The 11,900-nt window shown below is 62.1% G+C and carries 13 protein-coding genes; 6 read left to right on the top strand and 7 right to left on the bottom strand.

What is annotated here, in order from left to right:
* The first annotated feature begins 6 nt into the window (after nucleotides 1-6).
* Together H146_RS0109380 and H146_RS0109375 are read left to right on the top strand one after the other, a co-directional pair.
* Complete coding sequence (locus tag H146_RS0109380) at nucleotides 7-516, top strand: DUF2062 domain-containing protein (protein ID WP_019951622.1); 510 nt, start codon at nucleotides 7-9, stop codon at nucleotides 514-516.
* Between the two features lie 138 nt (nucleotides 517-654).
* Nucleotides 655-1,452, top strand: coding sequence for an SDR family NAD(P)-dependent oxidoreductase (locus H146_RS0109375; RefSeq protein WP_019951621.1), 798 nt, complete (start codon nucleotides 655-657; stop codon nucleotides 1,450-1,452).
* Between the two features lie 82 nt (nucleotides 1,453-1,534).
* On the opposite strand, the gene H146_RS0109370 is transcribed toward H146_RS0109375, so the two are convergent.
* Both H146_RS0109370 and H146_RS0109365 read right to left on the bottom strand, forming a co-directional pair.
* Nucleotides 1,535-2,260: an ABC transporter ATP-binding protein gene (locus tag H146_RS0109370; protein ID WP_019951620.1), complete on the bottom strand. Its 726-nt coding sequence runs from the start codon at nucleotides 2,258-2,260 to the stop codon at nucleotides 1,535-1,537.
* Nucleotides 2,253-3,494 carry a lipoprotein-releasing ABC transporter permease subunit gene (locus H146_RS0109365; protein WP_019951619.1) on the bottom strand — a complete coding sequence of 414 codons (1,242 nt, stop codon included), beginning with the start codon at nucleotides 3,492-3,494 and terminating at the stop codon, nucleotides 2,253-2,255. Before H146_RS0109365 ends, H146_RS0109370 begins: the two co-directional genes overlap by 8 nt.
* Before the next feature lie 219 nt (nucleotides 3,495-3,713).
* Between H146_RS0109365 and H146_RS0109355 the strand changes: the two genes are divergently transcribed.
* From H146_RS0109355 to H146_RS18985, 4 genes are all read left to right on the top strand, one after another.
* Entirely contained in the window at nucleotides 3,714-4,826 is a 1,113-nt protein-coding gene (locus H146_RS0109355) for an agmatine deiminase family protein (protein ID WP_083920829.1), read from the top strand.
* Entirely contained in the window at nucleotides 4,823-5,731 is a 909-nt protein-coding gene (locus H146_RS0109350; RefSeq protein ID WP_019951616.1) for a carbon-nitrogen hydrolase, read from the top strand. Before H146_RS0109355 ends, H146_RS0109350 begins: the two co-directional genes overlap by 4 nt.
* Nucleotides 5,732-5,845: 114 nt before the next feature.
* Nucleotides 5,846-6,706, top strand: a complete 861-nt coding sequence (locus H146_RS0109345) for a hypothetical protein (protein WP_019951615.1) — start codon at nucleotides 5,846-5,848, stop codon at nucleotides 6,704-6,706.
* Nucleotides 6,707-6,756: 50 nt separating this feature from the next.
* On the top strand, nucleotides 6,757-7,527 hold the full coding sequence (locus tag H146_RS18985; RefSeq protein ID WP_019951614.1) for a YrhK family protein: 771 nt from the start codon (nucleotides 6,757-6,759) through the stop codon (nucleotides 7,525-7,527).
* Between the two features lie 32 nt (nucleotides 7,528-7,559).
* Here the strand turns inward: H146_RS18985 and sthA are convergent, their stop codons facing one another.
* The 5 genes from sthA to H146_RS0109315 form a co-directional block, all read right to left on the bottom strand.
* Nucleotides 7,560-8,951 carry a Si-specific NAD(P)(+) transhydrogenase gene (gene sthA / locus H146_RS0109335; protein WP_019951613.1) on the bottom strand — a complete coding sequence of 464 codons (1,392 nt, stop codon included), beginning with the start codon at nucleotides 8,949-8,951 and terminating at the stop codon, nucleotides 7,560-7,562.
* Nucleotides 8,952-8,960: 9 nt separating this feature from the next.
* Nucleotides 8,961-9,224 (bottom strand): (Na+)-NQR maturation NqrM, encoded by a 264-nt coding sequence (gene nqrM, locus H146_RS0109330; protein ID WP_019951612.1) that lies wholly within the window; start codon nucleotides 9,222-9,224, stop codon nucleotides 8,961-8,963.
* Between the two features lie 114 nt (nucleotides 9,225-9,338).
* Nucleotides 9,339-10,571 carry an NADH:ubiquinone reductase (Na(+)-transporting) subunit F gene (gene nqrF, locus H146_RS0109325; RefSeq protein WP_019951611.1) on the bottom strand — a complete coding sequence of 411 codons (1,233 nt, stop codon included), beginning with the start codon at nucleotides 10,569-10,571 and terminating at the stop codon, nucleotides 9,339-9,341.
* Between the two features lie 32 nt (nucleotides 10,572-10,603).
* Nucleotides 10,604-11,224 carry an NADH:ubiquinone reductase (Na(+)-transporting) subunit E gene (gene nqrE / locus H146_RS0109320; RefSeq protein WP_019951610.1) on the bottom strand — a complete coding sequence of 207 codons (621 nt, stop codon included), beginning with the start codon at nucleotides 11,222-11,224 and terminating at the stop codon, nucleotides 10,604-10,606.
* Nucleotides 11,224-11,898 carry an NADH:ubiquinone reductase (Na(+)-transporting) subunit D gene (locus H146_RS0109315; protein WP_026351874.1) on the bottom strand — a complete coding sequence of 225 codons (675 nt, stop codon included), beginning with the start codon at nucleotides 11,896-11,898 and terminating at the stop codon, nucleotides 11,224-11,226. Before H146_RS0109315 ends, nqrE begins: the two co-directional genes overlap by 1 nt.
* Between the last annotated feature and the right edge of the window lie 2 nt (nucleotides 11,899-11,900).

Raw genomic sequence — 11,900 nt, 5'->3', positions numbered from 1 at the left:
CGTCTGATGCTGCAACGCTTTCTACGGCGTTTTTTGCCCGACCCGGAGTCGATCCGGCGACGGCGTTCGCTGCGCCTGATCCACCCGCTGCTGGGCAATCCGTCGCTATGGATTGTCTCCCGCCGCAGCATCGCCAACGGCCTGTCGGTAGGGCTTTTCTGCGCGCTGATGCCCATTCCTTGCCAGATGCTGGTTGCCGCGCTGGGCGCCTGGTGGCTGCGCGGCCACCTGCCGCTGGCACTGGCGCTGGTGTGGCTGACCAACCCGCTGACCATGCCGGTGGTCTTCTACGTCAGCTACCGGGTGGGCGCCTTTTTGCTGCATATGCCGCCGGGCGAACTGCCCCACAAGGTCAGCATCAGCTGGTTCACCGAGCAGCTGATCGACGCCATGCCGGCCCTGCTGCTGGGTTCACTGGTGTGTGGCCTGATACTGGCACTGAGTGCCAACCTGTTGGCCCGGCTCGGCTGGCGCTGGCATGTGCTCAATCGGCGCCGTCGACGCCGCCGACGCTAACCCCTGACGCTCTCTTTCCCGCCCGCCTCTTTTACTCATCGGCACGAATTAAACTACGTTAAGTAGCGCGGTATCGATTTATCGCAGCCGGCAGCGACGCCGGTCGTTCAAAGCAAAGCGTTACAGGGAAGTAAACTCATGGATCTTGGAATCAAAAATCGTGTTGCCATCATCACCGGCGCTGACGGCGGTCTGGGCATGGCCGCCGCGCGAGAACTGGCCGCCGAGGGCGTCAAACTGGTGATCTCGGATATGGACGCCGACAGCCTCGATAAAGCGGCAGCGCAGATCGACGGTGAGGTGGTGTGTCATGCCGCTGATCTTACCGATCAGCAGCAGGCGCAGGAGCTGGCCGAACGTGCGCTGGACGCCTGGGGCACTATCGACATCGTGGTGCATACGGCAGGCATCACCGGCGCCAAGGGTCATCCACTGGAGATGAGCGACGACGACTACGCCGCCACCTGGCAGATCAATTTCATGTCGGCGGTACACATGGCGCGCGCCACGCTGCCCACCATGCGCCACAACGGCTGGGGCCGCTTTGTCTGCATCACCTCGGAAAACGCCGTGCAGCCCTACTGGGACGAAGCGGTTTATAACGTCTCCAAGGCGGCGCTGGCGACCTTCGTCAAGAATCTCGCCTACGGTGAGGCGGAACACGGCATCCTGTGCAATACGGTATCGCCGGCTTTCATCGAGTCGCCGATGACCGACGGCATGATGGAACGCCTGGCCGAGCAGCGCGGCTGCTCTTTCGACGAGGCGGTCAAGAGCTTTCTCGACGAGGAGCGCCCGGGACTCAAGCTCAAGCGTCGCGGCAAACCCGAAGAGGTCGCCGCTGCCATTGCGCTGGCGGTTTCCGAGCGCGGCTCCTTCATCAGCGGCGCCAACATTCGCGTCGACGGCGGCGCGGTGATGTCGGTGCAGAACTGAATTCACCTCGATTACCGTTACAAAACGGCCCGCTGCCATTCGGCAGCGGGCCGTCTGCTTTCATGACGAGGTGACGCTCGGTTCAATCGTCGGCAGTCAAACGCCCGCCGTCCAGCCGCAGTACCCGATCCTGGTGGCGGGCGATCGCCATATCGTGGGTCACCACCACAAAGGCGCTGCGCGAGCGCTCGGCGACGTCGTCCATCAGTGCCAGAATCTGGCGCGCGGTGGTCTGATCCAGGTTACCGGTGGGCTCGTCCATCAGCACCAGGCTGGGATCAGTGACCAGCGCTCTGGCGATCGCCACCCGCTGACGCTCGCCGCCGGAGAGCTCGCCCGGCTTGTGCTCACCGCGCGCCGCCATACCGACCCGCTCCAGCAGGGCACGCGCCTTCTCTGCCGCCGCCGCGCGCCGCTGGCCGCGAATGATCAGCGGCATGGCGACGTTCTCCAGCGCGGTGAACTCCGCCAGCAGATGGTGGAACTGATAGACAAAGCCGATATGGCGATTGCGAAAGCGCCCTATCGCGGTTTCCGAAAGACCGGCGATGGCGTGTCCGCCGATCCTGATGGTGCCGTGGGTAGGCCGGTCCAGCCCACCCAGTAGATTGAGCAGGGTGGTCTTGCCGCTACCCGAACTGCCCACCACGGCGATACGCTCGCCGGCCGCCACGTTCAGTTCGAGGCTGTCGAGGACGGTAAGATCCTGTGGCCCCTCGCGATAGACACGGGTCAGATCGCGGCAGACCAGCATCGCCTCGCCGCTCTCGGCGTTCTGCTCCTGATGGCTCATGACAGTATCACTCATAGCGCAGTACCTCCGCGGGCTGCACCCGCGCCGCACGCCAGGCAGGATAGAGCGTCGACAGGAAACTCAAAAGCAGCGCCACACCTGTCACCACGCCGACATCGGAGAGCTCCAGCCGCGACGGCAGGTAACTGATGAAATAGACATTGGGGTCGAGAAACTGAATGCCGAATACCGCCTCGACCCAGCTGATGATGTCGGCGATCGACAGCGCCAGGCCGATGCCGGCGATCACGCCCAGCACAATACCGATCACGCCGATGGTGATCCCCTGCACCATGAAGATGCCCATAATCGATCCTGGCGTCGCCCCCAGGGTGCGCAAAATAGCAATGTCGGCGCGCTTGTCGGTCACCACCATCACCAGCGTGGAGACGATATTGAACGCCGCCACCGCCACAATCACCGTCAGCAATAGCCCGATCATGCGCTTTTCCATCTGGATCGCCTGAAACAGATTGCCCTGGGTATAGGTCCAGTCGATGCCGCGATAGCCCGGCGGCATGTCGTTGATAATGTCGCGTGTCACGCTGTGTGCCAGAAACAGATCGTCAAGCTCCAGGCGGATACCCTGTGCCTCGCCCGCCTGCCGCGCCAGCGTCTTGATATCGCCAAGGCTGGCGTAGGCGAGATTGCCGTCGAGCTGGGCACCGACCGAAAAAATGCCCGAGACGTTGAAGCGCCGAAGACGTGGAAAGACCCCTCCGGGGGTGATCGAGGCCTCCGGTACCAGCAGGGTCACGCTGTCGCCAACACCAACCCCCAGGTTACGCGCCAAAAGGCTGCCCAACACTACGTTCCAGGAGCCATCCTGCAGCGAATCGAGCGAGCCGGCCTCCATGTGGTCCTCGATGATCGACACCTTTTTCTCGGCATTCGGTACAATCCCCTCGACCACGGCCCCCTGGGTGCGGCCATTGACGGAGAACATGCCCTGCTGCTCGATGTAGGGTGCCGCGCCGATGACGTGATCGTAGTGCATCAGCCGCTCGGCCAGTGCTTTCCAGTCCTGCACGCCGTTCTGTGCTTCAATGCGCGTATGCGGCACCATGCCCAGCACGCGGCTGCGCAGCTCGTGGTCAAAGCCGTTCATCACCGACAGCACCAGGATCAGCACCGCCACCCCCAGCGTCAGGCCCAGCATCGAGGTCAGGGAAATAAAGGAGATGAAGTGATTGCGGCGCTTGGCCCGCGTGTAGCGCAGACCGATCAGAAAGGGTATACGATCGAGCATCAGGCATCCGGAAGGCGATTGAGGGCTAAACAGCAGGCGTCATGGTACGTATTTTCGCGCGGCGCTGCATCAGCGGTAATCTGAACTGAACAATGGACCACAACAGGCGGCTGGAGTTCGCCGCGCACTGCCGCGTGGCGCTGCCGCCCGGCTTCACCGCGCCGTCGGCAATGCTGGAATGACGCCCGACCGAGGGACGCAACCCGGAGATCGCCCGGCATGACACAGGACTCCCCCGTCGCCGTGAACAGCACAACGCGTCGTCTTCTTCCCGAATGGGCCCCCCAGCAGGCAGTCATGCTCAGTTGGCCGGGCCGCGACAGCGATTGGGCGTCGCTTTATGACACCATCGAGGCGACCTTTTTCATCCTTGCCGAAGTGATCGCGCGCTATCAGCCGGTGATGATTACGCTGTCCGATGAGATAACACGCCGACGGGTCGCGCAGACGCTCGAGCACATGGGAGTGCCCCGCCATCGCCTGCTGCTGTGCGTAGCGCCCGGCGACGACACCTGGGCGCGCGACCACGGCCCGCTGGCCGTCAGCGATGGCGACACCCTGACCCTGCTCGACTACCGCTTTACCGGCTGGGGCGGCAAATTCGCCGCCGAGCGTGACAACGCCCTCAACGGTGAACTGCAGCGCCAGCGGCTGTTCGCCGCGCCGCTGGAATCCTGTCAGCCGCTAGTACTGGAGGGTGGCGCGCTGGAGAGCGACGGTGCCGGCACGCTGCTGACCACCCGCGAGTGTCTGCTCAACCCCAATCGCAACCCGCAGCTCGACCAGGCCGCCGTCGAACGTCATTTTCGCGAACGGCTGGGAGTTGAACGGATGCTGTGGCTGGACAACGGCTACCTGGCCGGCGACGACACCGACAGTCATATCGATACCCTGGCGCGCTTTTGCGATGCACAGACCATCGCCTATGTGCGCTGTGACGATCCCGACGACGAACACTTCGAGGCGCTGGCGGCCATGGAAGCCGAACTGAAGGCATCGAGGCGTCCCGACGGTGAGCCCTATCGGCTTATCGCCCTGCCCTGGCCGCGCCCCTGCTTCGACCCGGAGGACGGTCACCGGCTGCCGGCCACCTACGCCAACTTCCTGATCATCAACGGTGCGGTGCTGATGCCGAGCTACGCCGATCCGGCCGACCGCCATGCGCTGGCGGCACTGGCCGAAGCCTTTCCGCAGCGCGATATCATCCCCATCGACTGCCGCCAGGTCATACGCCAGCACGGCAGCCTGCACTGTCTGACCATGCAACTACCCGTCGGTGCCCTCGACGTGTCGGCATTCGGCGCCACAACCGCCGAGGAGAAACGGATATGAAAGCATCCCTGAGGGCCGGCGTGGTTCAGCAGGCCGGCTGGAACGACAAGTCGCGCAGCCTCGCGGCCAGCGAGCGCGGCATTCGCGCGCTGGCCGAACGCGGCGCCGAGCTGGTGCTGCTGCAGGAGCTGCACGCTACCCGCTACTTCTGTCAGAGCGAGAACACCGACCTTTTCGAACTCGCCGAGGCGCTCGATGGTCCGACCACGCAGCGGCTGGCGGCACTGGCGAAAGAGCTCGAACTGGTGATCGTGGGGTCGATCTTCGAGCGCCGCGCCCCGGGTCTCTATCACAATACGGCGGTGGTACTGGACGGCGACCGCGGTCTGGTGGGCAGCTATCGCAAGATGCATATTCCTGATGATCCCGGCTTCTACGAGAAGTTCTATTTCACCCCCGGCGATGCCGGCCGGGGCGCCGGGCGCGGTTTTACCCCCATCGACACCTCGGTGGGCCGTCTGGGCGTGCTGGTGTGCTGGGATCAGTGGTATCCCGAGGCCGCCCGCCTGATGACGCTGGCCGGTGCGGAACTGCTGCTCTACCCCACGGCCATTGGCTGGGACCCGGACGATGACGACGCCGAAAAAGGTCGCCAGAAAGATGCCTGGACGCTGATTCAGCGCTCCCATGCCGTGGCCAACGGCGTGCCGGTGCTGGTCGCCAACCGGATCGGGCATGAAGAGGACGACAGCGGCGTGGGCAGCGGCATCGACTTCTGGGGCGGCAGCTTCATCGCCGGCGCCCAGGGCGAACTGCTGGCGCATGGCGGTACCGCAAGCGAAGAGCTGCTGGTGGAACTCGAAGCAGCGCGCAGTGAGCAGGTGCGTCGCATCTGGCCCTACCTGCGCGACCGCCGGGTGGACGCCTACGGCGAACTGACCGAGCGCTATATCGATCGCCGCTGAAAGCGCAGTGATCAACGACATGGATCAGGATGCCGTCGCCAGCCTGCACAACGCACTGGCGGCAACCTGCCGCTGCGCTTAAACTGCCAGGATAACGGTATATTTGGAGGGGGCATGGAACCACAGTACCGCTGGCTGGCCGAACTGGAGCAGACCTTCGATGCACTTGTCGAGGAAAGCGAGGCATTGATTGCCCTGGCACGACACCAGCGGCCCGCAATGTGGGCTTTCAACGGCGAGGCGAGCTTCGACTGGCTGTCACGGGCACTGACCGATTTCTGGTATCAGGATGGCCAGGACGGCCGCGCCACTCGCGACTGGGTGGGCGTGGTGGCCGCCGACGAAACCCTGATGGCGCAGGCGCAGGCCGTGAATCGCTGCAAGGAGATTTTCGCTGAACAGCTTGGGCGCATCCGCAAGCACTACCCGCGCATGATCGCGGATATCAAGGCGACGCTGCCGTTTCGCCACCCCGAGCTGCACGATCACCTGCGCAGCGGTGGCATGGCGCGGCTGCATCTCAAGCAGTGCTGGCGCCACCTGCCGCTGGCCGAGGCGCCGGTGGCCCGGGTACGGCTCGCCTGGTACTCGAGCGGTCGTTCCATCAAACGCCTCAGCGTTGCCGAGGTGGCGGAAAAACTCGCCGCGCTGGACAATCAGGCGGCGCATATTCAGCTGCAGTATCGCCAGCTGGCGGGACTGCCGGATGGCGAGATGCTGGCCCAGGTACAGCGTCAGGCGCCGCTGATGCGGGCCAATTTGTTTTATCGCGAGCCGCTCGAGGATGGCCGCGAACGACGCGCACTGAACATCGCCCTGCCGCTGTTCGTGCCGCATGACGACGCTCGCCTGCCACAGCTCAATCAACCGCCGGCGCAGCCGCCGGAAAAGCGCAGTCGCGCCCTGCGCGGCGACTCGAAGCTGGAGAGCGAGCCCTTTATTCCCTCGCTGCGGGTCTATCGTTATCGACAGTAAACTGCCCCACCACTCCCCTTTCTTCACCCGGCAACGCGAGGAGTCGCACTATGCCCCACATGGTTGCCAGCCGTCGACGCATGTACAGTCCCACCAGCAGTGCCGATGATCGTAACGCACACAGTCGTTGGGAAACCTTCAATGCCCGCACCTATATGCTGGGCGGCCTTGGGTTCATTCTCGCCAGCGTGCTTTTCCTGCCCTCGCTGTCGGCGTTTCACGCGCTCGCCGCCTGGCTGTTTTTCGCCGCTTCGCTCTGCTATCTATTGGTTACCACCCATGATCTGTACGAGACGCTGCGCTACTGGTACCACCACCACCATCTCGGCCTCAGCGGCGTAGGCGAACTGGTGGCCGTCACCAGCTACTTCGTCGCCAGCGTACTCTTCGCGCTCGGCAGCCTCTATTTTCTCCCCGGCTGGGGTTGGGACGCGCTTGGCGCCTGGTGCTTCATCATCGGTTCGGTGCTGTTTCTTGTGGGGGCCTTTCTCAATCTGCCGCAGCTGGTCAAATCGCCGACCGGTATCAGCATGGTGCTGTTCAACCTGACGCTGGTGACCTTTCTGATCGGCTCGACGCTGTTTCTGGTCGCGACGATTCCCTATTTGATGCACTTCGACAGCCAGCACACCAGCGACGAAGTATTTCGTCTGGCGGTCGGTCAGTTCATCGCCGCCAGCATTCTCTTCCTGTTCGGCGGCATCTTCATGTTCTGGCGGCTCTATATGATGAACGCGCTGCCCGCTGCCGTACGTCCCAACCGGCTCAGCCGCTGGCTGCTGAACAAGCTGGCGCTGGATATCGAGCAACAAAACGATTAGACCACGCCTTTGGCAGGCGTGGCCGGGAGCTCTCAGCCGAGGCGGTTGAGACCGTTCCAGGCGGCGATGCGGTAGGCTTCCGCCATGGTGGGATAGTTGAAGGTGGTATTGACGAAGTAGTCGAGGCTGTTGGCCTCCCCTGGCTGATTCATGATCGCCTGACCGATGTGAAGAATTTCGGAAGCCTGATCGCCGAAACAGTGGATGCCGTAAATCTTCAATGTACGGGGGTCGAACAGAATCTTGAGCATGCCCACCGTGTCACCGGTGATCTGCGCCCGGGCGGTATCCTTGAAAAAGGCCCGCCCCACTTCGTAGGGAACACGCGACCGGGTCAGTTCACGCTCGTTTTTGCCCAGCGAGCTGATCTCCGGGATGGTATAGATACCGGTAGGAATATCGTTGACGTAGCGGCTCGCCTCATCGAGCGCGCTACCGGAGGCCGAGCGCCCCTGGTCATAGGCGGCGCTGGCAAGACTGGGCCAGCCGATCACATCGCCCGCCGCATGAATATTCGACACCCTGGTGCAGTAGTTTTCGTCGACCTGTAGTTGACCGCGGGAATTGGCCTCGAGCCCGGCATTTTCCAGCTGCAGGGCATCGGTATTGCCGGTACGGCCGTTGGCCCACATGAAGGCCTCGGCGCGCATCCGCTTGCCGGACCTGAGATACAGATTGACGCCCTCTTCGTCGCCCTCGACGCGCTCATACTCCTCGTTATGGCGAATCTGCACACCGCCGTTGCGCAGATGGTAGGAGAGCGCGTCACTGATCTCGTCATCCAGAAACGACAGCAGCCGGTCGCGGTTGTCGATCAGATCGACCTTGACCCCCAGCCCGGAAAATATCGAGGCGTATTCACAGCCGATCACCCCGGCACCGTAGATGATAATGCGCCGTGGCGTATGGCTCAGCCCGAGAATGGTGTCCGAACAGTAGATACGCGGATGGCGAAAGTTGACGTCCGCCGGCCGGTAGGGACGCGAGCCGGTCGCAATGACGATATCCTCGGCAGAGATCGTCTCTACGGCACCATGGTTGTCGCGCACCTCGACGGTATGAGCATCATGAAACGCCGCAGTGCCAAAATAGAGATCAATGCGGTTACGGGCATAAAAGCGCGTTCGCATCGCCACCTGCTGCTCGATCACTCGCCGCGAGCGCTCGAGAAGTCGCGGAAAGGAGATGCGATGAGAGGTTCCCGGGTCACTGAAGAGCGCATTCTGATTGAACTGCACCAGCTGCTTGACGGCGTGTCGCAGCGTCTTGGAGGGAATGGTGCCGCGGTGGGTGCAGTTACCCCCCACCGAAGTCTGCATTTCGACCATAGCCACCCGGCGGTCGCGCTTGGCGGCGTTGATCGCGGCGCTCTCGCCCGCCGGGCCCGCCCCCAGCACCAGTACATCGTAATGGTAGTTCGACATCGACCTGCTTCACTCCGCTCTGTTGACGGCTCCGCGGGGGCGCCCGGCGTCAACCGCCATGGCGGCATCAAACACGTCGTTGCGGCGCTCGCGGCGCTGGCGCTCTTCGCATACCTCATCCTTGCCGCCGCAGATGTCGCAGCCCTCTTTCAGGCCCAGCTTGTTGAGTCCGCCACAGGAGCCGCTGATCGGTTTGCGCCCCATCAGTACGCCCACCGACATGGCGGCTACCAGCAGCAGCATAAAGCCCAGTACCAATAGCCATATCAACATGATCGCCTCCCGTTGTTCACGCTGTCTCCATTTTAAACCGCCGCGCGACAGGTCGCACTCGTTCGGCCGGTCCAAACAGAAGGGCCGGAGCATGGCTCCGGCCCGATCGATCTGTCAGCCGCCGAAATCGTCGAGCATGATGTTTTCCGGCTCGACGCCCATGTCGGTGAGCATCTTGACCACAGCGGCGTTCATCATCGGCGGACCACACATGTAGTACTCGCAGTCCTCCGGTGCCGGGTGATCCTTGAGATAGTTTTCATAGAGGACGTTGTGAATGAAGCCGGTCTTGCCGGTCCAGTTGTCCTCGGGCTGGGGGTCGGAGAGCGCCAGATGCCACTCGAAGTTGGGATTGTCCTCCTCGAGCCTGTCGTACTCGTCGTTGTAGAACGACTCGCGCATCGAGCGAGCGCCGTACCAGAAGGAGATCCTGCGCTCCGACCCCAGACGCTTGAGCTGGTCGAAGATGTGACTGCGCATCGGCGCCATGCCGGCACCACCGCCGATGAAGATCATCTCGGCATCGGTTTCTTTGGCGAAGAACTCACCGAAGGGCCCATAGACTGTTACCTTGTCGCCCGGCTTGAGGCCAAACACCCAGCTCGACATCAGGCCGGGAGGATGCTCGGATTTGGGCGGCGGCGTAGCAATACGGATATTGAACTTGAGAATGCCCTTTTCTTCAGGGTAGTTGGCCATCGAATAGGCGCGTATCACCGGTTCGGTGGTTTTGGCGCGCAGATTGAACAGGCCGAATTTATCCCAGTCGCCGCGATACTCCTCGGCGATCTCGAAATCGCTGAAGTTGATATCGTAGGCCGGCGCTTCCAGCTGCATGTAGCCGCCGGCGCGGAAGGCAACGTTCTCGCCTTCGGGCAGACGCAGGGTCAACTCCTTGATGAAGGTCGCGACGTTGTCGTTATCGACCACCTCGCACTCCCACTTTTTGACCCCGAAGACATCCTCCGGCACCTCGATCTTCATATCCTGCTTGACCGGCACCTGACAGGAGAGGCGCCACCCCTCCTTCTTTTCACGCATGGTGAAATGGCTCTCTTCGGTAGCCAGAATAGACCCGCCGCCGTCCTGCACGCGGCACTTGCACTGAGCACAGGAGCCGCCGCCGCCGCAGGCGGAGGAGAGAAAGATGCCGTTACCGGCCAGCGTCTGCAACAGCTTGCCACCCGCCTGGGTGGTGATGGTGCTTTCCGGATCACCGTTGATCTCGATGGTCACGTCGCCACTGCTGACCAGGCGGCTGCGTGCCGTCAAAATAATGCCTACCAGCGCGAGAATGATCAGCGTGAACATCACAACGCCGAGCAGAATGACAGATGTATCTACCATGACTTGATTCCTTGCCCGTCAACTACCGCCGCTTACAGCTGCACGCCGGAAAACGACATGAAACCCAGCGACATCAGACCCACGGTCACGAAGGTAATGCCCAGCCCCTGCAGGCCGGCCGGTACATCGCTGTACTTGAGCTTCTCGCGAATACCGGCCAGCGCCGCGATCGCCAGCGCCCAGCCGACACCGGCACCAAAGCCATAGATCACCGATTCACCAAAGGCGTAGTCGCGCTGCACCATGAACAGCGCCGCCCCGAGGATGGCGCAGTTGACCGTGATCAACGGCAGATAAACGCCCAGAGTGTTATAGAGCGCCGGCACGAAACGATCGAGAAACATCTCCAGAATCTGCACGATGGCGGCGATAACGGCGATGTAGCTCAGAAGACCGAGAAAGGAGAGATCGATATTTTCCGCGCCTTCGATACCCGTCCAGCTCAGTGCGCCCTGCTGTAGCAGATAGTTGAGGATCAGGTTGTTGGCCGGCACCGTGATGGTCAGCACCACGATAACCGCCACCCCCAGACCGATCGATGAGGCGACCTTCTTGGAGACGGCAAGGAAGGTGCACATGCCGAGAAAGAAGGCCAGCGCCATATTCTCGACAAAGACCGCCTTGATGAACAGGCTCAGATAGTGCTCAAACATCAGGCCGCCTCCGTGGTCGTCTTGGTATTGGTCGTGATGTTGAACTCGTTTTTCTCGACCTGCTCGGGATTGAAGCTGCGAATTGCCCAGATCAGCAGGCCAATGACGAAAAACGCCGAAGGCGGCAGCAGCATCAGGCCGTTGGGCACATACCAGCCGCCATCGTTGACGGTCGGCAGAACAGTGAAGCCGAACACCGACCCCGAGCCCAGCAGTTCGCGGAAGAAGCCGACCGCCAGCAGAATGAAGGCATAGCCGAGACCGTTACCGATGCCGTCAAGGAAACTCATCGCCGGGCCATTCTGCATCGCGTAGGCTTCGGCACGCCCCATCACGATACAGTTGGTGATGATCAGTCCCACGAATACCGACAGCTGCTGCGACAGACCATAGGCAAAGGCACGCAGCACCTGATCGACCACGATCACCAGCGACGCGATGATGGTCATCTGCACGATGATGCGAATCGACGAGGGAATGTGGTGACGAATCAGCGATACGAACATGTTGGAAAATGCCGTCACCACAATGACCGCCAGCCCCATGACCAGCGAGGTCTGCATCGAGTTGGTAACCGCCAGCGCACTGCAGATGCCCAGTATCTGCAGTGCGATGGGGTTGTTCTTGAAAATCGGCGTTGTCAGCAACCGTCCGGCGGTATCTGTTTTAGCCATGA

The sequence above is a fragment of the Kushneria aurantia DSM 21353 genome (assembly GCF_000382245.1).
GTDB lineage: Bacteria > Pseudomonadota > Gammaproteobacteria > Pseudomonadales > Halomonadaceae > Kushneria > Kushneria aurantia.
Note: the sequence above shows the minus strand (reverse complement) of the source record. Positions and strands in the feature narration are given on the sequence as shown.

Excerpts from the sequence above, each read along its gene's own strand:
- H146_RS0109315 (WP_026351874.1), bottom strand. The coding sequence starts at position 11,898 with ATGGCTAAAACAGATACCGCCGGACGGTTGCTGACAACGCCGATTTTC.
- nqrE (WP_019951610.1), bottom strand. The coding sequence starts at position 11,224 with ATGTTTGAGCACTATCTGAGCCTGTTCATCAAGGCGGTCTTTGTCGAG.
- H146_RS0109365 (WP_019951619.1), bottom strand. The coding sequence starts at position 3,494 with ATGCTCGATCGTATACCCTTTCTGATCGGTCTGCGCTACACGCGGGCC.
- H146_RS0109380 (WP_019951622.1), top strand. The coding sequence starts at position 7 with ATGCTGCAACGCTTTCTACGGCGTTTTTTGCCCGACCCGGAGTCGATC.
- H146_RS18985 (WP_019951614.1), top strand. The coding sequence starts at position 6,757 with ATGCCCCACATGGTTGCCAGCCGTCGACGCATGTACAGTCCCACCAGC.
- nqrM (WP_019951612.1), bottom strand. The coding sequence starts at position 9,224 with ATGTTGATATGGCTATTGGTACTGGGCTTTATGCTGCTGCTGGTAGCC.
- H146_RS0109350 (WP_019951616.1), top strand. The coding sequence starts at position 4,823 with ATGAAAGCATCCCTGAGGGCCGGCGTGGTTCAGCAGGCCGGCTGGAAC.
- H146_RS0109375 (WP_019951621.1), top strand. The coding sequence starts at position 655 with ATGGATCTTGGAATCAAAAATCGTGTTGCCATCATCACCGGCGCTGAC.
- nqrF (WP_019951611.1), bottom strand. The coding sequence starts at position 10,571 with ATGGTAGATACATCTGTCATTCTGCTCGGCGTTGTGATGTTCACGCTG.
- sthA (WP_019951613.1), bottom strand. The coding sequence starts at position 8,951 with ATGTCGAACTACCATTACGATGTACTGGTGCTGGGGGCGGGCCCGGCG.
- H146_RS0109345 (WP_019951615.1), top strand. The coding sequence starts at position 5,846 with ATGGAACCACAGTACCGCTGGCTGGCCGAACTGGAGCAGACCTTCGAT.
- H146_RS0109370 (WP_019951620.1), bottom strand. The coding sequence starts at position 2,260 with ATGAGTGATACTGTCATGAGCCATCAGGAGCAGAACGCCGAGAGCGGC.
- H146_RS0109355 (WP_083920829.1), top strand. The coding sequence starts at position 3,714 with ATGACACAGGACTCCCCCGTCGCCGTGAACAGCACAACGCGTCGTCTT.